Source organism: Aureimonas sp. Leaf427, assembly GCF_001425485.1.
GTDB lineage: Bacteria > Pseudomonadota > Alphaproteobacteria > Rhizobiales > Rhizobiaceae > Plantimonas.
Map to the genome: position 1 here is coordinate 144,198 of NZ_LMQW01000007.1, position 19,005 is coordinate 163,202.

A 19,005-nucleotide genomic window follows, 5' to 3' on the forward strand; every position below is an offset into this window, starting at 1 on the left:
GCCCCTTATCCCCCTGCCGGGACCTTCTCCCCGCAAGGGGAGAAGAACCTGGTCTGGTAAGGCCGGCCCGGTCTCGTCTACTTCGTCGGCTTGAACGTGCCCGTCGCGCAGGCATCCGTCGTCTTGTCGATGAAACTCGCGATGACCTGCTGGTCCGGCTGTCCGACGCGGCCGTCGCCGAGCATGCGGTCCGCGACGGGGGGCGAGACGACGGTGGCGATGAGGTAGTCGCGCTGGGGATCGCTGAGGTTGGTCAGCGCCTGCTCGGCGAGGCACTTGCAGCTTTCCGGCTTCATGTCCTTCATCTGCACGCCGCAGAGGCCGGTGATCAGCTCGACCTGATTGGCCTTGTCGCCGGCTTTCGGAATGGGAAACGTCTTCTCGGCGGCAGCCCCGGTCGCCGGTGCCGTGCCGGATGCGTCCGTCGGGGGTGCCGACCCGGCCGGCTGGCCCGACGCGGTCGCATCGCTGGCATCGCCGCCCGCGGCGGCCGGCGCCTTCGGCGTTTCGGTGGCGGCGGGTTCGGTCGCGGTCGGAGCGCCGGCGGGCGCTGCGGGCGCGGTCTGCGCCATGGCGGAACCGGCCAAAGCAAGAGCGAGAAGTCCGGCCAGTCCGGTCCGCGTGATCTGTCTCATGAATTTCCTCCGCTGTGGCGCAGCCCGTTTCCCGGGCGGTCGCCGTGCCCGAGTAGAGCACCTAGCGCCTGGGCCACAATATGGCAGGCTTCGCGCGATGCGGTGGCGCTCGAACCGTAGCCGGCAGGACTTTCCGATCTCACGGACACCGCGCTGCGACGAGCATCAAAGCTCCGTCACCATTGCCGCATGAGCGCCGACTCCGCCGGGTATCAGTTGCCTGTTCGCGAGCGCCTTCGAGCACGCCGGCGCTTTCGGTCGAGGACGACCATCAGATCGTTGTTCTCCTCGATCCTCAGCATCCGTATGTCCTTCAACGACGGCGTGAACCAGGAGAACTCGTCCGCCATGTCCTCGACGATCGCGATACATTCGGTCGCCGTGAGATTCGGCTCCCCGAAATAGACCGATACCTGCCGGTGCTCGAACCCGTTTTCCTCGAGAAACGTTCGCACATCGGCGTAGGCGTTTCTCGAGGAGGAGTTCGGGTAGAGCTGCTCCAGCAGTTCCGTGTCGAAATCGAAGGCGATGGCGTACACGCGTCCCCCACCCGGCGGTCTGTTATGTCCAATGGATGGGGAAAGACTCAATGTCGTTTCCTCGCAACTGCGATCAATACACCCGCTTCTTCGGCTGAATGTACTCGATCTGGTTCGACAGCGTGTAGGTGTGGACCGGGCGGTCCTCCAGGCTGACCGTCTTGCCGACCGTGTCGCAGAAGCTCAGCGTGTGCTTCATCCAGTTCTGGTCGTCGCGGTCCGGATAGTCCTCGCGGGCATGGGCGCCGCGCGACTCCAGGCGGGCCCTCGCGGAGTCCATGGTGACGACGGCCTGGCTGATCAGGTTGTCGTATTCCAGCGTCTCGATGAGATCGGTGTTCCAGATCAGCGAGCGGTCGGTCACGGAGACGTCGTCGGAGGCGCGCCAGACGTCGTGGATCTTGACGTGGCCCTCCTCCAGCACGTCGCCCGTGCGGAAGACGGCGCAGTTGGACTGCATGGTCTGCTGCATGGAATTGCGAAGCTCGGCCGTCGAGGTCGAGCCCTTGGCGTAGCGGAAGCGGTCGAGGCGCGAGAGCGAGTTGTCGCCGGCGTTCTCCGGCAGCGGCTGGTGGCCCTCGCCGGGCGTCACGGTCTCGGCGCAGCGCAGCGCCGCGGCGCGGCCGAAGACGACGAGATCGATCAGCGAGTTGGAGCCGAGACGGTTCGCGCCGTGGACGGAGACGCAGGCCGCCTCGCCGACCGCCATCAGGCCGGGCACGACGCTGTCGGGATCGCCGTTCTTCTTGGTCAGGACCTCGCCGTGATAGTTCGTCGGGATGCCGCCCATGTTGTAGTGGACGGTCGGCAGGACCGGGATCGGCTCGCGCGTCACATCGACGCCCGCGAAGATCCGCGCCGATTCCGAGATGCCGGGCAGGCGCTCGTGCAGGATCGCGGGATCGAGGTGATCCAGATGCAGGAAGATGTGGTCCTTGTTCTTGCCGACGCCGCGTCCGTCCCGGATCTCCATGGTCATGGAGCGCGAGACGACGTCGCGGGAGGCCAGATCCTTGGCCGAAGGGGCGTAGCGCTCCATGAAGCGCTCGCCTTCCGAATTGGTCAGATAGCCGCCTTCGCCGCGCGCCCCTTCCGTGATGAGGCAGCCCGCGCCGTAGATGCCGGTCGGGTGGAACTGCACGAACTCCATGTCCTGCAGCGGCAGGCCGGCGCGCAGCACCATGGCGTTGCCGTCGCCGGTGCAGGTGTGGGCGGAGGTGGCGGAGAAATAGGCGCGGCCGTAGCCGCCGGTGGCGAGGATCGTCTTCTTGGCCTGGAAGCGATGCAGCGTGCCGTCGTCGAGGCAGAGCGCCACGACGCCGCGGCAGGCGCCTTCCTCGTCCATGATGAGGTCGATCGCGAAATACTCGATGAAGAATTCCGAGGAGTAGCGGAGCGACTGGCCGTAGAGCGTGTGCAGGATGGCGTGGCCGGTCCGGTCGGCGGCCGCGCAGGTGCGCTGGGCCGGCGGGCCGTTGCCGAAATCGGTGGTCATGCCGCCGAAGGGCCGCTGGTAGATGCGCCCGTCCTCGGTGCGGCTGAAGGGCACGCCGAAATGCTCGAGCTCGTAGACGGCCTTCGGAGCCTCGCGCACGAGATATTCGATGGCGTCCTGGTCGCCCAGCCAGTCCGACCCCTTGACGGTGTCGTACATGTGCCAGCGCCAGTTGTCCTCGCCCATATTGCCGAGCGAGGCGGCGACGCCGCCCTGCGCCGCGACCGTGTGCGAGCGGGTGGGGAAGACCTTGGTGATGCAGGCGGTCTTCAGGCCGGCCTGGGCGGCGCCGAGCGTGGCGCGGAGGCCGGCGCCGCCGGCGCCCACCACGACGACGTCGAAGACGTGGTCGGTGAACGTGTAGGCCTTGCCGTTGATGCCGGGCGCGCTGCGGTGCGGCTGGCCGTTCTGCGTTTCGGTCTGTGCCATGTCGGTCAGGCTCCCAAAGTCAGCTTGACGACCGCGAGCACGCTGGCCGCTGCGACGAGGATCGCGAAGAAGGTGTTGAGGATCTGCAGGGGCACGCGAAGCTCGCCATGCACGTAGTCCTCGATGATCGTCTGCATGCCGAGGCGCATGTGGATCGTCGCGGAGACGACGGTGAGCGCCATGACGAGGCCGACCAGCGGATGGGTGAAGGCGAGGCGGATCTCGGCATAGCTGTCGTCGTGGAAAGCGATCAGCATGACGACGAAGGCCGTGATCAGAATGAGGTTGGAGACGCCGGACAGGCGCTGCTTCCAGAAATGCTCGGTGCCCTCGCGGGCGGAGCCGAGACCGCGGACGCGGGAGAGATCGGTGCGCATCTTCATGGTTTCATCTCCCTTTAGAGCACGATGACGACGAGCCAGAGCAGGACGGTCAGCCCGAGCGAGCCGACCAGCGTCGCCACGGCGAACTTCGTCGAGGTCTCCTTGGCGAGCCCGTTGCCGGTGTCCCAGATGAAATGGCGGATGCCGCCCAGCATGTGGTGCAGGAGCGCCCAGGAATAGCCGAAGAGAATGAGGCGGCCGAGGAAGGAGCCGAAGAACCAGGAGGCGGTGGAGAAGGCCTCCGGCCCGCTCGCGGCGGCGACCAGCCACCAGACGACGAGGAGCGTGCCGACATAGAGGGCGGAGCCGGTGATGCGATGGAGGATCGACATCGCCATGGTCGGCCGGAACCGATAGATCGACAGATGCGGCGAAAGGGGCCGCTCCTTCATGCGCATGGCGGTCTTGGCGTCGGACAACGGTGCCTCCTGTCCATCTTGATCCAGGCGGAGAACCCACGCTCCGTCTGGACATGTTCTAAACGGCTAGAAGGCGTATCGCACATGCGAAAGCAAGGGGTGTTGAGCCCCGGCGTCCATCAGCCGCTGATCCCAATCGATTCGCACGCCGGAAGCCTGCGCCTCCCGGCCCGGACGAGCCGTCCGGCGCCGGCTCAGGGCTGGCGGTCGGAGAAGCGGAGCACATAGCTCGCCCAATCGGCCGGCTCGGCGATTCGATCGTAGAGCTGGCGCCCGTTCTCGGGATTGCGCGGCGCGTGCAGCACGAGCTTCGACCAGCCGCGCGTGTCGGATTCGTCGGCCAGAAGATCGACCATCGCGCGGCCGATTCCCTTCCGGCGGTGCTGGTGGTGGACGAAGATGTGGTCGGCGAGGCCCGATCGCATGCCGGTCCAGGGATCGGGCAGGTCGTAAAAGATGAGGAAGCCGACGAGCATCCCGTCCAGCCGCGCGCCGAGGATTTCGGCGCTGCGATCCTGCAGAAGCTGCTCGGCATAGACCTTGTCGGGCGCGCCGGGCGCGCCGCGAAACACCGCCTGATTGTAGGCCGATAGCAGCGGCGCCAGATCGCGTGCATCGCGCAGTCGCAGCAGCGAGATGTCGATATCGGGATGCGGAAGCGGGTGGGGTTCCATGGCCGTGGTGTCGGATGGAACGCGCGCCCTGTCAACGCCACCGCCGGGCCACGAAGACGTGAGCGGAGGCGGGGCGTATCGAGACCCCGGTCTCGGTCGTCGCCGCCGCGCCGTCGGGCGGCGCGGCGGCGGATGTCCTACTTCCAGTCGCGGATGTCGACGAAGCGGCCGGCGATGGCGGCGGCGGCCGCCATGGCGGGGGAGACGAGGTGGGTGCGGCCCTTGTGGCCCTGGCGGCCCTCGAAATTGCGGTTCGAGGTGGAGGCGCAGCGCTCGTAAGGCGAGAGCCTGTCCTCGTTCATGCCGAGGCACATGGAGCAGCCGGGCTCGCGCCAGTCGAAGCCGGCCTCGATGAAGATCCGGTCGAGACCTTCCGCTTCGGCTTCCGCCTTCACGAGGCCGGAGCCGGGCACGATCATGGCGGAGACGCTGGAGGCCACCTTCCGCCCCTCGACGATCTTGGCGGCGGCCCGGAGGTCCTCGATGCGCCCGTTCGTGCAAGAGCCGATGAAGACGCGGTCGATCGTGATGTCGGTCATCTTCGTGCCGGGGACGAGGCCCATATAGTCGAGGGCCCGCTTCTTGGAGGCGCGCTTGTTCTCGTCTTCGATCGCATCGGGGTCGGGAACGGTGCTGGCGACCGAGACGACGTCCTCGGGCGAGGAGCCCCAGGAGACGATCGGGGGCAGGTTCGCCGCGTCGAGGCGCACGATCTTGTCGAAATGGGCGCCCTCGTCGGTCTGGAGCGTGCGCCAATAAGCGACGGCCTTCTCCCAGTCCTCGCCCTTGGGCGCGCGCGGGCGGTCCTTCACATAGGCGAAGGTCGTCTCGTCGGCGGCGATCAGGCCGGCGCGCGCACCGCCTTCGATCGACATGTTGCAGATCGTCATGCGCCCTTCCATCGAAAGGGCGCGGATCGCCTCGCCGGCATATTCGATGACGTAGCCCGTGCCGCCCGCCGTGCCGATCTCGCCGATGATGGCGAGCACGATGTCCTTGGCGGTGACGCCCTGCCCAAGCGTGCCGTTCACCTCGACCAGCATGTTCTTGGCCTTGGCCTGGATCAGCGTCTGGGTGGCGAGGACGTGCTCGACCTCGGACGTGCCGATGCCGTGCGCCAGCGCGCCGAAGGCGCCGTGCGTGGAGGTGTGGCTGTCGCCGCAGACGATCGTCGTGCCGGGCAGCGTAAAGCCCTGCTCGGGGCCGATGATGTGGACGATGCCCTGCCGGCGGTCGGCGGCGGAGTAGTAGTCGATGCCGAACTCGGCGACGTTCTTTTCCAGCGTCTCGACCTGGAGGCGGCTCTCGTCGTTGCGGATGCCGTTCACCCGGTCGGGCGAGGTCGGCACGTTGTGATCGACGACGGCGAGCGTGCGCTCGGGATGGCGCACCCGGCGCCCGGCGACGCGCAGGCCCTCGAAGGCCTGCGGGCTCGTCACCTCGTGGACGAGATGGCGGTCGATATAGAGGAGGGAGGAGCCGTCCTTCTCCTCGATCAGATGGTCGTCCCAGATCTTGTCGTAGACGGTGCGGGGTTTGGCGGTTTCGGCGGTCATGGAGGGATCGTCCCGGTATGGGCGATCGACCGGCCGCTGGTGCCGGGATCGCCTTGGCTATCTGGAAATGGGGGTCTCGAAGATCGGCATCGGCTCAGCCGAGGCGGCCGAGACCTGCGATCAGCCGGTAGAAGAAGCGCCAGGGCAGCCGCGTGCGATCGTCGATCGGCGTGAAGCCGAGCGTCGTCGGCAGGGATGCGGACGAGGTCGAGAGCGCTTGCATGGTTCTAAAATAGCAGCGGCCGGCCCTTCGCACAATGGAGGGGCCGGCCGGCGGGAGGGGCAGGCGGGACGCGGCGTGAAGGGGAGGGGTTATTCCTTCACGGCGCCGGTCATCGAGGACACGTAGTAGTCGACGAAGAAGGAATAGAGGATGACGACGGGCAGGGAGCCGAGCAGCGCACCGGCCATGAGCGAGCCCCATTCGTAGACGTCGCCGCGCACCAGTTCGGTGAGGACGCCGACCGGGACGGTCTTGTTCTCCGAGGACTGGATGAAGGTCAGCGCGTAGATGAACTCGTTCCAGGCGAGCGTGAAGGCGAAGATGCCGGCCGAGATGAGGCCGGGCACGGCCAGCGGCAGGATGATCTTCGTCAGGATCTGCCAGCGCGTCGCGCCGTCGACGAGCGCGCTCTCCTCCAGCTCGTAGGGGATGGAGCGGAAGTAGCCCATCAGCAGCCAGGTGCAGAAGGGGATGAGGAAGGTCGGATAGGTCAGGATCAGCGCGAGCTTGGAATCGAAGATGCCGACGGTCTGGACGATATAGGCGAGGGGGATGAAGAGGATCGAGGGCGGCACGAGATAGGCGAGGAAGATCAGGAGCCCCGTCAGCCGCGCTCCGGTGAAGCGGATGCGCTCGATCGCATAGGCGGCGAAGACCGAGGCGAAGAGCGCGATGACCGTGGAGCAGGTCGCCACGACCACCGTGTTCCAGAGCCAGCCGGGATAGGAGGTCTCGAAGAGCAGATACTTGACGTGGTCGAGCGTCGCGCCGACCACCCAGAACGGGCTGTTGGCGTCGTAGTTCGTCAGTTGGTTGTTCGGCTTCACCGCCGTGATGGCCATCCAGTAGAACGGGAAGAGCAGCACGAACATGAAGACCACCAGCGGCAGCCAGATCACGAGGAACCGGCGCAGCTTGGTGTCGTGGTGGGACATGCCGACGATGTCGTCGGTGAGCGTGCCGTGCTGATCGCTGCTTGTGAGGGTCATGACGTCAGCGCCTCTTCCGTATAGAGATGGGACCACATCGTTTTTGTATGCGCGATGATGCTCTCATCATGTATCTCCTGGGCCGCCTTGCGATATGCGGTCCGAGATAGCTCAACCGGCAGATTACTATTGTCGATCTTCCAGGTTTCAACCTTGCGAACATTCACAATATCAAACGCCCTTCCCAGGGCGCTGTTTCGGTAAAACCATTTTCCCCTTACTTCTGATAAATAAAACTGGCGATCGGCGTCCCGGGTCCAGACAAGATCCCCCTTTTTCATATCGCGAATTGTTCGGATGCTCGAGTCCAGCGATGCGCTGTGAAACTTGGGATACTGGCTTTCGTAAGCCGCAAAATCGGATGTTGTTTTGAAGTCATCGCCAACCGCCCATCCGACTCCAATTAGGCTATTGGAAATGCAAAATTCGAAAATACAGTTGGCGTCATCCGTGTACTTGCCGCCAGTAGGGATCAAATGAACAAAATATACTGACTGTTTCATCAATCTGACCCTCCCTGCTGCCATTTGCGGCGTTGCAGACCGAAGAAGCTGAACAGGATGGCGGCGAGCAGGAAGGGGATCATGGCGACCGCGATGGCCGCGCCCTCGCCGAGCGCGCCGCCGCTGATGCCGCGCTGGAAGGAGAGCGTCGCCATGAGATGCGTGGCGTTGACCGGCCCGCCCTTTGTCAGGACGTAGATCAGCTGGAAGTCGGTGAAGGTGAAGAGCACCGAGAAGGTCATGACGACGGCGATGATCGGGGTCAGCAGCGGCAGGGTGATGTTGCGGAAGCGCTGCCAGGAGGTGGCGCCGTCGAGCGCGGCCGCTTCGTGCAGCGAGACCGGGATCGTCTGGAGGCCGGCGAGCAGCGAGATCGCGACGAAGGGAATGCCGCGCCAGACATTGGCCGCGATGACGGAGGCGCGCGCGTTCCAGGGATCGCCGAGGAAGTTGATCGGCGCGGAGATGAGGCCCCATTTCATGAGGACCCAGGAGATGATCGAGAACTGGCTGTCGTAGATCCACCAGAAGGCCAGCGCCGAGAGAACGGTCGGCACGACCCAGGGAAGCAGGATCACGGCGCGGAAGAAGCTCTTCATCGGCAGGTTCTCGTTCAGGATGATCGCGAGCCAGAGGCCGAGCGCGAACTTCAGGATCGAGGCGATGAACGTGTAGAGGACGGTGTTGAAGACCGACATCCAGAAGACGCGGTCGCGCATCAGGAACTCGTAGTTCTCCAGCCCGATGAAGATGCCGGGCCGGCCGGTCGTGGTGTCGGTGAAACCGAGCCAGACGCCGAGGCCGAGCGGATAGGTGAGGAAGACCAGGAGAAACAGCGCCGCCGGCGCCATGAAGAGGAGGCCGAGCCCGTTCCGGCTCTGCGACAGCCGCTCGAAGGCGGAGACCCGCGGCGGCGGTGCGGAGCGTCTGATCGTGGTGGTGGACATGGTGCCTCTCGCCCCTTCCGTCACGCCTGCCTTCTGGCGCCAGCGTCAAAGGTCTCGTTTCTTCTCCCCAAGGGGGAGAAGGTCCGGCAGGGGATGAGGGGGCGTGCCGCAAGCGTCGGCGCCCGGCAGCCCCTCATCCGGCCCTTCGGGCCACCTTCTCCCCGAAGGGGAGAAGAATGGCGCCTGCCCGCCGACGGCTCGACTTAAACCCGGTAATACCGGTTCGCGCGGCGCTCGGCATTGGCGATGGCGTCCTCCGGCGAGGATTGGCCGGTCACCGCTTCCGCGAACATGTCGACCAGAACGTAGTCGGCCATGGCGCCGGCCGAGGCCGCGCCCAGCGGGCCGGCATAGCCGTTCGGGCGCAGCGTCGAGGAGGCGCGGGCATAGGCGGCGTGGATCGGGTTCGAGGTCCAGACCGGGTTGTTCTCGAAGGCCTTCAGCGGCTGGCAGCAATAGGCGCTGGCGCCCTCGATCCAGGCGTTCATGTTCTCGGGCTGGTACATGAAGGCGAGATAGGCCTTGGCCGCTTCGGGATATTTCGTGTGCGCGAAGACCGAGAGCGTGGACGCCTGATGCAGCTCGACCGACTGGCCGACGGGGCCGATCGGCAGGTTGACGGAGCGCATGTCGTCCATGATCTCCTTCATCGCCGGGTCCTTCTTGGCGGCGTAGTAGACCGAGACGCCGTTGGCGGTCAGCGAGACCTGCCCGGCCAGGAAGGCGCGGTTGTTGTTCACGTCCTGCCAGCTCTCGGTGCCGGGGATGAAGGTCTTGTAGAGCTCCATCGCGTAAGTGACGGCCGCCAGCGTCTCCGGGCTGTTGAGGACGACCTTGCCGCTCTCGTCCACCATCTGGCCGCCATGGCTCCAGAGCAGCCAATGGGCATAGTTGTTGCCGTCGCCGACCGCCTTGCCGTGCGGGAAGCCGGCGGGCGTGCCCTTGGCCTTCAGCGCCTTGCAGAGCTCCAGGAAGCCCGCGGTGTCCTTGGGAAATTCCTGGAAGCCGGCGGCCTTCATGTGGCTGTCGCGATAGACGATCGCGTTGCCGATGGCGCAGACGGGCAGGGCGATGAACTTGTCGTCGCGCTTGGCATAGCCTTCGAGGCCCGGATACCAGCCGCCGTTCGCCGCGCCGATGGCGGTGCCGAGTTCGGTGAGGTCGACGAGCTTGTCCGGATATTGCTGCGGATCGTCGAACCAGCTCATGACCATGTCCGGTCCCGAGCCGACATTGGCGGCGACGGCGGCCTTCGGGCGCACGTCCTCCCAGCTTTCCTTGTCGATGCGGACCGAAACGCCCGTCGCATCCGTGAACTTCTGCGTGTTGGCGAGCCAGGCGGCCTCTTCGGCGGGCACGAAGGGCACCCAGCGCAGGAGGCGGAGCGTCGCGCCCTCTTCGGGCTTGTAGGTCGGGATCGCCGCTTGCGCGAAGGCCTGGCCGGTGAAGCGGCCGAGCGTCGCGCTGGCGATGAGGCCGGCGGAGCCGGCGAGCAGTGTTCTGCGGTCGATGGTCATGGCTGTCTCCTCCCAGAGATGGTCGATGATGATCCTGCGATGCGATCGCGGGCCGGGCCCTTCCCGAGGCTGCCGGCCGTTGAGACTCTTAGTTCGACAGGCGTTGGCCGCTCTTGGCGTCGAAGAGATGGACGGCGTTCGGATCGATCGAGACGTGGATCGTCTCGCCCGGGCGCGCCGTCACGCGCTCGCGGAAGACGCAGGTGACGGCGGTCTTGCCGATCCGGCCGAGAACCTGGCTTTCCGAGCCGGTCGGCTCGATCACGATCACCTCCAGCGGGATCGTGCCGCCGATGTGGATGGCCTCGGGCCGCGCGCCGTAGACGAGGTCGCGCCCGAGCGCCTCGGGCCGCGAGCCGGAAACGGGCAGGACGAGCCCGTCGCCCGTCACGAAGCGCGTGGCGTCGCCCGTGTCGAGCTTGCCGTGCAGCATGTTCATGGCGGGCGAGCCGATGAAGCCGGCGACGAAGAGATTGTTCGGCCGGTCGTAGAGCTCCAGCGGCGCGCCGATCTGCTCGACGAGCCCGTCCTGCATCACGACGATCTTGTCGGCCATGGTCATGGCCTCGATCTGGTCGTGCGTGACGTAGACGGTGGTCGTGGTCAGGCGCTGGTGGAGGTTCTTGATCTCGGTGCGCATGGAGACGCGCAGCTTGGCGTCGAGGTTGGACAGCGGCTCGTCGAAGAGGAAGACCTGCGGATCCCGGACGATGGCGCGGCCCATGGCGACGCGCTGGCGCTGGCCGCCCGAGAGCTGGCGCGGGAAGCGGTCGAGATAGGCGGACAGACCGAGGATCTCGGCCGCCGGCTTCACGCGCTTCTCGATCTCGTCGCGCGAGGCGTTCTTCAGCTTCAGCGAGAAGGCCATGTTGTCGGCCACCGTCATGTGCGGATAGAGCGCGTAGTTCTGGAACACCATGGCGATGTCCCGGTCCTTCGGCGGCAGGTCGTTGACGACGCGGTCGCCGATGCGGATCTCGCCGCCGGAAATGTGCTCCAGCCCCGCCAGCATGCGCAGCAGCGTCGACTTTCCGCAGCCGGACGGGCCGACGAGGATGACGAACTCGCCATCCTCGATCGCGACGTTCACCCCCTTGATGACGGGATGGGCGCCGAAGGATTTCCGGACATCGACGATATCGACCGAAGCCATGCTGCACGTCCTCCCGATCGGGCGCCGGCTCTCCTGGCCGCGTCCCGCTCCCTGCTGTCCAAGTCCCGCGAAGGCGCTCCTCCCGGAGCGGTCTCCCTCGCGTCGTCCGCCGTCTTTATCCGCGCCCGACGAAGGGCATCTTGTTCGCCATGACCGTCATGGTCAAAACATTCGCGTCCAGCGGCAGGCCGGCCATGTAGACGACCGCGTCCGCGACGATCTTCGGATCGATGGTCGCCTCCGGCGCGATGGTCGAGCCGTCGGCCTGGAGAACGCCCTTCTGGATCGTGGTCGTCATCTCGCTGGCGGCATTGCCGATGTCGATCTGGCCGCAGGCGATGTCGAAGCGGCGCCCCTCGAGCGAGGTCGCCTTGGTGAGGCCGGAGACGCCGTGCTTCGTCGCCGCATAGGGCGCCGAGTTCGGGCGCGGCGTCGTCGCCGAGATCGAGCCGTTGTTGATGATGCGCCCACCCTGAGGCGACTGGCGCTTGAAGAGCTTCACGGCTTCCTTGGTGCAGAGGAAGACGCCGGTGAGGTTGGCCGCGACGACCGTGTTCCACTCCGCCGCCGTCACCTCTTCGAGGGGCTTGGGCGGCGCGTTCACGCCGGCATTGTTGACGAGAAGATCGAGCCGCCCGAAGCGCTCGATCACGCCTGCGAAGAGCGCCTCGACGGAGGCGTCGTCGCCGATGTCGGCTGATATCGCCGCGATGGTTCTGCCCGTCTCGGCGGAGAGCTCGGACGCGGTCGCCTCCAGCACCTCCCGTCGGCGCCCGGTGATCGCGACGGTCCAGCCGGCCACGGCCAGCGCGCGCGTCATGGCCTTGCCGATGCCCGTTCCGCCGCCGGTCACCACCGCCACCTTGGCCGCCGTCCCGCTTTCGTTCGCCATGATCCGCCGCTCCCTCTCCACCAGAGCATGATAATCAAGACTGACATATCAGCCTTTCGGATGAGCCGAGGCCGAGGCCTCCCCCTCGTCGCCGCGCAGCTCTTCCGCCGTCAGTAGGTCGCCCGGCCGCCCGAAATGTCGAAGACGGCCGAGGTCGTGAAGGAGCATTCCTCGCTGGCGAGCCAGGTGACGAGGCTCGTCACCTCGTCCACCGTGCCGAAGCGGCCCATCGGGATCTTGGAGAGCATGAAGTCGATATGCGACTGCTGCATCTGATCGAAGATCGCCGTCTTCACCGCCGCCGGCGTCACGCAGTTCACGGTGATGCCGGTCTTGGCGAGTTCCTTGCCGAGCGACTTGGTGAGCCCGATGACGGCCGCCTTGGAGGCGGAGTAGGCCGACGCGTTGGGGTTGCCCTCCTTGCCCGCCACCGACGCGATGTTGACGATGCGCCCGTAGGCGCCCGACACCATGAATGGCACCACCGCCTTGTTGCAGTGGAAGAGACCGTGGACGTTGACGTCGAAGACCTGCCGCCAGGCGTCGGGCGGATAGTCGGCGAGCGTCGTGTTCGGGCCGGTGATGCCGGCGCTGGCGACGAGGATGTCGATGCCGCCGAAGGCTTCCGCCACCGTCTTCGCGCCGGCTTCGACGGCCGGCCAGTCCGTGATGTCGAGCGGCACGGCCAGCCCGCCGACGGAGGCCGCCGCCTCCTCGGCCTTGGCCGCGTCGCGGTCGAAGATCGCGACCTTGGCGCCCTCCGCCGCGAGCCGGCGCGCGACCGTCAGGCCGATGCCGGAGGCGCCGCCCGTGACGATGGCGCGCCGGCCCTCGAAGCGGGCGGTCATCCGTAGACGCTCTCGTAGGAGACGACGCGCTGGCGCTGGGTGCCGAGCTTGTCGATGCCGAGTTCCACCACGTCGCCGGCCTTCAGGAATTCCTGGGGCTTCTTGCCCATGCCGACGCCGGGCGGCGTGCCCGTGGTGATGATGTCGCCGGGAACCAGCGTCATGAAGCGGCTGAGATAGGAGACGATGTGGGCGCAGGAGAAGATCATCGTGTCGGTCGTACCGGTCTGCTTTCGCACGCCGTTCACGTCGAGCCACATGCCGAGCGACTTGGCCTCGTCCGCCTCGTCGGATGTGAGGACGTAGGGTCCGATCGGGCCGAACGTGTCGCAGCCCTTGCCCTTGTCCCAGGTGCCGCCGCGCTCGATCTGGAACTCGCGCTCGGAGACGTCGTGGATGAGGACGTAGCCCGCCACATGATCCAGCGCCTTGTCCTCGGAGACGTTGCGCACGGTCGAGCCGATAACGATGCCGAGTTCGACCTCCCAGTCGGTCTTCACCGAGCCCTTGGGGATCATCACATCGTCGTTCGGGCCCTGGATGCAGCTGACCGCCTTGGTGAAGACGACCGGCTCCGCCGGCACGGGCAGGTTCGATTCCGCGGCATGGTCGGAGAAGTTCAGGCCGATCGCGATGAACTTGCTGACGTGGGAGACGGGGCAGCCGAGGCGCGTTCCCTCCGCGACGACCGGCAGCGAGGTCGCGTCGATGGCGGCGAGCTTGGCGAGGCCTTCCGGCGACAGCGCCTCGGGGCCGATGTCGGCGACGTGGCCCGAAAGGTCGCGGATGGTCCCGTCGGCGGCCATGAGGCCGGGCTTTTCCTGGCCGGCAGGCCCGTGACGTAGAAGCTTCATGGCGACGGTTCTCCCCTCGGGCGTCCGATGCGTTTCCTCTGGCTTATCCTAATATACCAGATGGTCAAGACGTCTGGTCCGGTTTCCAAACCTCTTTGCCGCCGGATGGCGCCCGAGGCCCCGCTCTCGCCAGCGGCACCCCTTTCGTGCTACGCGAAGCCTACGCTGCAATGCAGCAATCCCTTGCGCTTCTCGAAGCCCGACCTTTCACGACCCGACCTCCCACGCCCTTGTTCGCCGCCAGAGCCGCTCTCGGTTCGGCCGCCCCTCTCGTCCGCCGGACCCGACCATGCTCCAGATCAACAACCTCGTCTTCAACGGATGGGGCCGCAAGTTCTTCGACGATGCGAGCGTCCTGCTGCCGGTCGGTGCCAAGGTCGGCCTCGTCGGGCGCAACGGCATCGGCAAGTCGACGCTGTTCAAGCTGATCCTCGGCCATCTCACGCCTGACGGCGGCGACATCTCGCTGCCGAAGGCGGCCCGCATCGGCTCGGTCGACCAGGAGCATCCCGCGACCCCGGTCAGCCTGATCGAGACGATCCTCGAAGCCGATCTCGAGCGCCATAGCCTGATGGCGGAGCTGGAGACGGCGGAGCCCGAGCGGATCGGCGAGATCTGGGGCCGGCTGATCGACATCGACGCGGAGGGCGCGCCCTCCCGCGCGGCAGAAATCCTCGGCGGCCTCGGCTTTTCCACGCAGGACCTGCAGCGCCCGATGGCCGAGTTCTCCGGCGGCTGGCGCATGCGCGTCGCGCTCGCCGCCGCGCTCTTCTCGGCGCCCGACATGCTGCTTCTCGACGAGCCGACGAACTATCTCGATCTGGAAGGCGCGCTCTGGCTGGAGCAGAAGCTGAAGAAGTATCCCCATTCCGCGCTCGTCATCAGCCACGACCGGGAACTCCTGAACAATTCGGTCGATCACATCCTTCTCGTCGCCGAGCGCAAGCTCGAACTCTATACTGGCGGCTACGACGAGTTCGAGAAGCGGCGCGCCGAGGCGCAGCGGCTCCAGGCCTCGGCGAAGTCCAAGCAGGATGCCGAGCGCGCCCATCTCCAGTCCTTCGTCGACCGCTTCAAGGCCAAGGCCTCCAAGGCCGCGCAGGCGCAGTCGCGCATGAAGCGGCTGGCCAAGATGGAGCCGGTGCACATGACGATCGAGGCGCGCGTCGCCCCGTTCACGCTGCCCTCACCCAAGCGCCCGCTGGCGCCGCCGCTGATGCAGCTCGAAGGCGTCGATGTCGGCTATGCCGACGGCGTCGCGGTCCTGCGCGATCTGAACCTTCGCCTCGATGTCGACGATCGCATCGGGCTTCTCGGCGTCAACGGCGCGGGCAAGTCGACCTTCGCCAAGCTCGCCGCCGGGGCGCTCCAGCCGCTCAAGGGTCAGATGCAGCGCGACCGGCGCGTCGAGGTCGGCTGGTTCCACCAGCACCAGATCGAGGCGCTCGACCCGAACGAGACGCCGATGGAGATCATCCGGCGCACCATGCCGGAGAGCTCCGAGGCGCAGCGGCGCTCTAAGCTCGCGCAGTTCGGCTTCAACTTCGACAAGCAGGAGACGATCGTCGATTCGCTCTCCGGCGGCGAGCGGGCGCGCCTCCTCCTGAATCAGGTCGCGATGGCCGCGCCCCACATCCTCATCCTCGACGAGCCGACGAACCATCTCGACATCGATTCCCGCCGGGCGCTGCTCGACGCGCTGAACGAATACGAGGGCGCCGTCATCCTCATCACGCACGATCGCTCGCTGATGGAGCTCGTCGCGGACCGCCTGTGGCTCGCCGCCGACGGCAAGGTGAAGCCCTTCGACGGGGATATGGACGACTACGCCAAGTTCGTGCTCGACCGCGCCCGCAACGGGCAGCGCGCCCCGGCGCAGGATCGCGGCGACGGCGCCCAGGAGAACCGGCGCTCCAACAAGAAGCGCGCCCGGGGATGAGCGGGCCGGGCGTCGTGGGGGAGGCGCCTGCCGCGCCGCGCTTTTCCGACCGCGCGCGCGGCATCGCCATGGTGCTCGCGGCGACGATCGCCTGGAGCTTCAGCGGGCTCTACACGCGCTCTCTCGGCACCGACATCTATTCGGCCATCGCGTTTCGCTGCTTCTTCGGCGCGACCTTCCTCCTGCCGGCCTTTCTCTGGATCCATGGCCGCAGCGGCCTGCGGCGCGTCACGGAAATGGGCTGGCCGGGCGTCGTCGTCGTCGCGCTGCAGGTCGTCACCATGGCCGCGACGGTGGGCGCGCTGTATTTGACCAGCGTCGCCAACGTCACGGTGATCTACTCGTCCTCGCCCTTCCTGGCGGGCGCCTTCGCTTGGTGGCTCCTCGGCGAGCGGGTGAACGGGCGAACGCTTCTGGCGAGCGCCATCGTGCTCCTCGGCGTCCTCGTCGTCGTGTCGGGCTCGGCGGGGGAGGGGCGGCTCGTCGGCGATCTCCTGGCCCTGGCGATGACGGTGGCCTTCGCGGCCGTCATCGTCGTGCCGCGCGTCTGGCCGCATATCGACATCCTGACCGTCTCGATGATGGGCGGCTATGCGACCTTCGCGCTCTTCCTGCCCTTCGCCTCGCCCGCCTCGATCGAGATGCGGGACTGGCTTCTCTTGGCGGCCTTCGGCTTCACCAATTTCGTCATCGCCTATTTCATCTTCCTCAAGGGTTCGCGGCTGATCCCGGCGGCGGAGAGCGGGCTCATCATCACGCTGGAAATCGTGCTGGCGCCCCTCTGGGTCTGGATCGCCTTCGGCGAGGTGCCGGGCGTCTCGTCCTTCCTCGGCGGGGCGCTGATCTTCGGCACGATCGTCTGGCACCTCCTGTCGAGCCTGCGCCGCCGCTGAGGGCGTCGGCCTTCGCAAGGGCTCCCCGCGGCCGCCGGCCCGACCGGCATCCCCCAAACGAAAAACGCACCCTCCATCGTCGATGAAGGGTGCGTCTCGCGTTCGCGGTCGGGACGGTTTTGGATCAGGCCGGGGTCTGAGCGGCCACCGGCGGCGGGGCGAGGTTGAGGACGGTGCTCGTCTTCGCCCAAATCTCGGCGAGACGGGCCGGATCGTCGTTCAGCTTGGTGCCGATGCTCGGCACGAACTCGCGCAGCCGCGCCTGCCATTCCGGCGTCTTGAACTTCTCGGGGAAGATGTCTTCCAGCGCCTCCAGCATGATCGCGGGGGAGGTGGAGCCGCCCGGCGAGGCGCCGAGGAGAGCGGCGATCGAGCCGTCGTGCGAGACGACGATCTCGGTGCCGAACTGGAGGTCGCCCCGTCCGTCCTTGTCCTGCTTGATGATCTGGACGCGCTGCCCGGCCTGGATGAGCTCCCATTCCTCGGCGGCTGCCTGGGGATAGTACTCGCGCAGCGCCGCGATCCGGTCCTCGTCGGACTGGAGAACCTGCCCGACGAGATACTGGACGAGTCCGAACTCGTCGAGGCCGACGTCGAGGATCGACTTGATGTTCGTCGTCTGGATCGACGAGAAGAGATCGAAGTTCGAGCCCTCCATCAGGAAGTTGGTCGAGAAGGTCGCGAAGGGGCCGAAGAGGAGGACGCGCTTGCCGTCGATCATGCGCGCGTCGAGATGGGGCACGGACATGGGCGGGGCGCCCGAGGCGGCCTTGCCGTAGGCCTTGGCGAGATGGGTCGCGGCGACCGCTGGGTTGCGGTTCACCAGGAACGAGCCGCCGACGGGGAAGCCGCCATAGGTCTCGGCCTCCGCGATCTCGCTCTCCTGCAGGAGCAGGATCGAGGCGCCGCCGCCGCCGATGAAGACGAAGCGCGACTTCACCGCGCGGCTCGGCGTGCCGTCGGCGAGATTGCGGTAGGTGACGAGCCAGGTGCCGTCCGACTGGCGCTCGAGCGCCTCGACCTCGCTGGAGAGGTTGAGGGCGAAATGGTCGCCGCTCTTCAGGTTCTCGACATATTGGCGGGTGATCGAGCCGAAATCGACGTCCGTTCCGAGCGACGACCAGGTCGCGGCGATCGGCTGGGAGAGATCGCGGCCCTCGATGAGGAGCGGCGCCCATTCCTTGATCTTCTCGGGATCGGTCGAGAATTCCATGCCGGTGAAGAGCGGCTGCTCGATCAGCGCGGCGTGGCGGCGGCGCAGGAAGTCGACATTCTCCTCGCCCCAGACGAAGCTCATGTGCGGCGTCGGGTTGATGAAGCTCGTCGGGTCCTTCAGGACGCCGCGCTCGACCATGGCGGTCCAGAACTGGCGCGAGACCTGGAAGGCCTCGTTCACCTTCACGGCGCGCGAGACCTCGATCTTCCCGCCTTCGCCCTCCGACGTGTAGTTCAGCTCGCAGAGCGCGGAATGGCCGGTGCCGGCATTGTTCCAGGCGTTGGAGCTTTCCTTGGCCACGCCATCGAGCCGCTCGAACATCTCGATCGTCCAGCCGGGTTCGAGCTGGCGCAGGAGCACGCCCATCGTGGCGCTCATGATGCCGCCGCCGATGAGGACGACGTCCACCGTGCGGTCGGCGGTGATGACGGGCGCCGAACAGGCCGGAAGCGTCGTGACCGCCGCGCCGGCGAAGACGCCGCCGAGCACCTGGCGGCGGTTGATGGTCAGAAGGCCGGACTTGGCACTGGCATGTTCGTCGATCGTCTGGGCCATGTTCGGCTCTCCGTTGCAGACGCAAGGCTCTATCGCGTGCATCTGCTGCATGACAACGCGATCAGCATGCGCTCCGAGCATGTCTCCCATCTCCGGGCGACATAGCTAGGACAATTTGTCCATCGCAGTCGATCGAGGAATTCGGTGTCATCCTTCTGTTCTCGCTGGGCGATTGGGCAGTCGATCGAAGATCGGGCCGCTCGGTTTGGAACGGGAATAGTGTTTACCACCTTCAAAAGACTGCTCTTGCCGGCCGCGTGTCGCGCCATAGACACGCAGGAAGGCTGAGTTCCGCTGGGCTGTTCTGGGCGGCGCATCCGGCGTGCTGGCGGCGCGCGTACAGCGC

General features: G+C 66.5%; 19 protein-coding genes. 2 read left to right on the plus strand and 17 right to left on the minus strand.

What is annotated here, in order from left to right:
* Window positions 1–77: 77 nt before the first annotated feature.
* The 16 genes from ASG62_RS06995 to ASG62_RS07060 all read right to left on the minus strand — a co-directional run bounded on the left by ASG62_RS06995 (window position 78) and on the right by ASG62_RS07060 (window position 14,056).
* Entirely contained in the window at window positions 78–635 is a 558-nt protein-coding gene (locus ASG62_RS06995) for a hypothetical protein (RefSeq protein WP_056695578.1), read from the minus strand.
* A gap of 212 nt (window positions 636–847) precedes the next feature.
* Complete coding sequence (locus ASG62_RS07000) at window positions 848–1,174, minus strand: virulence factor (RefSeq protein ID WP_056695580.1); 327 nt, start codon at window positions 1,172–1,174, stop codon at window positions 848–850.
* A gap of 73 nt (window positions 1,175–1,247) precedes the next feature.
* The gene (gene sdhA, locus ASG62_RS07005; RefSeq protein ID WP_056695584.1) at window positions 1,248–3,098 is read right to left on the minus strand and encodes a succinate dehydrogenase flavoprotein subunit; all 1,851 of its coding nucleotides are present in this window, start codon (window positions 3,096–3,098) and stop codon (window positions 1,248–1,250) included.
* 5 nt (window positions 3,099–3,103) lie between these two features.
* Entirely contained in the window at window positions 3,104–3,481 is a 378-nt protein-coding gene (sdhD, locus tag ASG62_RS07010; RefSeq protein ID WP_056695586.1) for a succinate dehydrogenase, hydrophobic membrane anchor protein, read from the minus strand.
* A 14-nt stretch (window positions 3,482–3,495) separates the two neighbouring features.
* Window positions 3,496–3,879, minus strand: coding sequence for a succinate dehydrogenase, cytochrome b556 subunit (gene sdhC, locus ASG62_RS07015; RefSeq protein ID WP_056695694.1), 384 nt, complete (start codon window positions 3,877–3,879; stop codon window positions 3,496–3,498).
* Between the two features lie 215 nt (window positions 3,880–4,094).
* Window positions 4,095–4,574, minus strand: a complete 480-nt coding sequence (locus ASG62_RS07020; protein WP_056695587.1) for a GNAT family N-acetyltransferase — start codon at window positions 4,572–4,574, stop codon at window positions 4,095–4,097.
* Window positions 4,575–4,711: 137 nt separating this feature from the next.
* Window positions 4,712–6,130, minus strand: coding sequence for a 3-isopropylmalate dehydratase large subunit (gene leuC / locus ASG62_RS07025; protein WP_056695589.1), 1,419 nt, complete (start codon window positions 6,128–6,130; stop codon window positions 4,712–4,714).
* Window positions 6,131–6,224: 94 nt separating this feature from the next.
* Window positions 6,225–6,353: a hypothetical protein gene (locus tag ASG62_RS27810; protein ID WP_274532607.1), complete on the minus strand. Its 129-nt coding sequence runs from the start codon at window positions 6,351–6,353 to the stop codon at window positions 6,225–6,227.
* 89 nt (window positions 6,354–6,442) lie between these two features.
* Window positions 6,443–7,342, minus strand: coding sequence for a carbohydrate ABC transporter permease (locus ASG62_RS07030; protein ID WP_056695592.1), 900 nt, complete (start codon window positions 7,340–7,342; stop codon window positions 6,443–6,445).
* On the minus strand, window positions 7,339–7,845 hold the full coding sequence (locus tag ASG62_RS26260; RefSeq protein ID WP_156381998.1) for a hypothetical protein: 507 nt from the start codon (window positions 7,843–7,845) through the stop codon (window positions 7,339–7,341). The genes ASG62_RS07030 and ASG62_RS26260 overlap by 4 nt, the downstream gene beginning before the upstream one ends.
* Complete coding sequence (locus ASG62_RS07035; protein ID WP_056695594.1) at window positions 7,845–8,792, minus strand: carbohydrate ABC transporter permease; 948 nt, start codon at window positions 8,790–8,792, stop codon at window positions 7,845–7,847. The genes ASG62_RS26260 and ASG62_RS07035 overlap by 1 nt, the downstream gene beginning before the upstream one ends.
* A gap of 203 nt (window positions 8,793–8,995) precedes the next feature.
* Window positions 8,996–10,309, minus strand: a complete 1,314-nt coding sequence (locus ASG62_RS07040; protein WP_056695596.1) for an ABC transporter substrate-binding protein — start codon at window positions 10,307–10,309, stop codon at window positions 8,996–8,998.
* 88 nt (window positions 10,310–10,397) lie between these two features.
* Entirely contained in the window at window positions 10,398–11,462 is a 1,065-nt protein-coding gene (locus ASG62_RS07045; RefSeq protein ID WP_056695598.1) for an ABC transporter ATP-binding protein, read from the minus strand.
* Between the two features lie 115 nt (window positions 11,463–11,577).
* Window positions 11,578–12,354 carry an SDR family oxidoreductase gene (locus ASG62_RS07050; protein WP_056695600.1) on the minus strand — a complete coding sequence of 259 codons (777 nt, stop codon included), beginning with the start codon at window positions 12,352–12,354 and terminating at the stop codon, window positions 11,578–11,580.
* Between the two features lie 110 nt (window positions 12,355–12,464).
* Window positions 12,465–13,202: an SDR family NAD(P)-dependent oxidoreductase gene (locus tag ASG62_RS07055; protein WP_056695603.1), complete on the minus strand. Its 738-nt coding sequence runs from the start codon at window positions 13,200–13,202 to the stop codon at window positions 12,465–12,467.
* Window positions 13,199–14,056 carry a fumarylacetoacetate hydrolase family protein gene (locus ASG62_RS07060; RefSeq protein WP_056695604.1) on the minus strand — a complete coding sequence of 286 codons (858 nt, stop codon included), beginning with the start codon at window positions 14,054–14,056 and terminating at the stop codon, window positions 13,199–13,201. The genes ASG62_RS07055 and ASG62_RS07060 overlap by 4 nt, the downstream gene beginning before the upstream one ends.
* Before the next feature lie 289 nt (window positions 14,057–14,345).
* Here ASG62_RS07060 and ASG62_RS07065 point away from each other — a divergent pair, with 289 nt between their 5' ends.
* Both ASG62_RS07065 and ASG62_RS07070 read left to right on the plus strand, forming a co-directional pair.
* Complete coding sequence (locus ASG62_RS07065) at window positions 14,346–15,995, plus strand: ABC-F family ATP-binding cassette domain-containing protein (protein WP_056695606.1); 1,650 nt, start codon at window positions 14,346–14,348, stop codon at window positions 15,993–15,995.
* Window positions 15,992–16,888, plus strand: coding sequence for a DMT family transporter (locus ASG62_RS07070; RefSeq protein WP_056695608.1), 897 nt, complete (start codon window positions 15,992–15,994; stop codon window positions 16,886–16,888). The genes ASG62_RS07065 and ASG62_RS07070 overlap by 4 nt, the downstream gene beginning before the upstream one ends.
* A 124-nt stretch (window positions 16,889–17,012) precedes the next feature.
* On the opposite strand, the gene mqo is transcribed toward ASG62_RS07070, so the two are convergent.
* A complete protein-coding gene (gene mqo, locus ASG62_RS07075) occupies window positions 17,013–18,659 on the minus strand; it encodes a malate dehydrogenase (quinone) (protein WP_056695610.1) in 1,647 nt (548 codons plus the stop codon).
* Window positions 18,660–19,005: the final 346 nt, after the last annotated feature.

What these genes read in the sequence shown, in the direction of transcription:
- ASG62_RS26260 (WP_156381998.1), bottom strand. Translation starts at nt 7,845, where the DNA reads ATGAAACAGTCAGTATATTTTGTTCATTTGATCCCTACTGGCGGCAAG.
- ASG62_RS07065 (WP_056695606.1), top strand. Translation starts at nt 14,346, where the DNA reads ATGCTCCAGATCAACAACCTCGTCTTCAACGGATGGGGCCGCAAGTTC.
- sdhC (WP_056695694.1), bottom strand. Translation starts at nt 3,879, where the DNA reads ATGCGCATGAAGGAGCGGCCCCTTTCGCCGCATCTGTCGATCTATCGG.
- mqo (WP_056695610.1), bottom strand. Translation starts at nt 18,659, where the DNA reads ATGGCCCAGACGATCGACGAACATGCCAGTGCCAAGTCCGGCCTTCTG.
- sdhD (WP_056695586.1), bottom strand. Translation starts at nt 3,481, where the DNA reads ATGAAGATGCGCACCGATCTCTCCCGCGTCCGCGGTCTCGGCTCCGCC.
- ASG62_RS07045 (WP_056695598.1), bottom strand. Translation starts at nt 11,462, where the DNA reads ATGGCTTCGGTCGATATCGTCGATGTCCGGAAATCCTTCGGCGCCCAT.
- ASG62_RS07055 (WP_056695603.1), bottom strand. Translation starts at nt 13,202, where the DNA reads ATGACCGCCCGCTTCGAGGGCCGGCGCGCCATCGTCACGGGCGGCGCC.
- ASG62_RS07070 (WP_056695608.1), top strand. Translation starts at nt 15,992, where the DNA reads ATGAGCGGGCCGGGCGTCGTGGGGGAGGCGCCTGCCGCGCCGCGCTTT.
- ASG62_RS06995 (WP_056695578.1), bottom strand. Translation starts at nt 635, where the DNA reads ATGAGACAGATCACGCGGACCGGACTGGCCGGACTTCTCGCTCTTGCT.
- ASG62_RS07040 (WP_056695596.1), bottom strand. Translation starts at nt 10,309, where the DNA reads ATGACCATCGACCGCAGAACACTGCTCGCCGGCTCCGCCGGCCTCATC.
- ASG62_RS07030 (WP_056695592.1), bottom strand. Translation starts at nt 7,342, where the DNA reads ATGACCCTCACAAGCAGCGATCAGCACGGCACGCTCACCGACGACATC.
- ASG62_RS07035 (WP_056695594.1), bottom strand. Translation starts at nt 8,792, where the DNA reads ATGTCCACCACCACGATCAGACGCTCCGCACCGCCGCCGCGGGTCTCC.
- ASG62_RS07050 (WP_056695600.1), bottom strand. Translation starts at nt 12,354, where the DNA reads ATGGCGAACGAAAGCGGGACGGCGGCCAAGGTGGCGGTGGTGACCGGC.
- sdhA (WP_056695584.1), bottom strand. Translation starts at nt 3,098, where the DNA reads ATGGCACAGACCGAAACGCAGAACGGCCAGCCGCACCGCAGCGCGCCC.
- leuC (WP_056695589.1), bottom strand. Translation starts at nt 6,130, where the DNA reads ATGACCGCCGAAACCGCCAAACCCCGCACCGTCTACGACAAGATCTGG.
- ASG62_RS27810 (WP_274532607.1), bottom strand. Translation starts at nt 6,353, where the DNA reads ATGCAAGCGCTCTCGACCTCGTCCGCATCCCTGCCGACGACGCTCGGC.
- ASG62_RS07020 (WP_056695587.1), bottom strand. Translation starts at nt 4,574, where the DNA reads ATGGAACCCCACCCGCTTCCGCATCCCGATATCGACATCTCGCTGCTG.
- ASG62_RS07060 (WP_056695604.1), bottom strand. Translation starts at nt 14,056, where the DNA reads ATGAAGCTTCTACGTCACGGGCCTGCCGGCCAGGAAAAGCCCGGCCTC.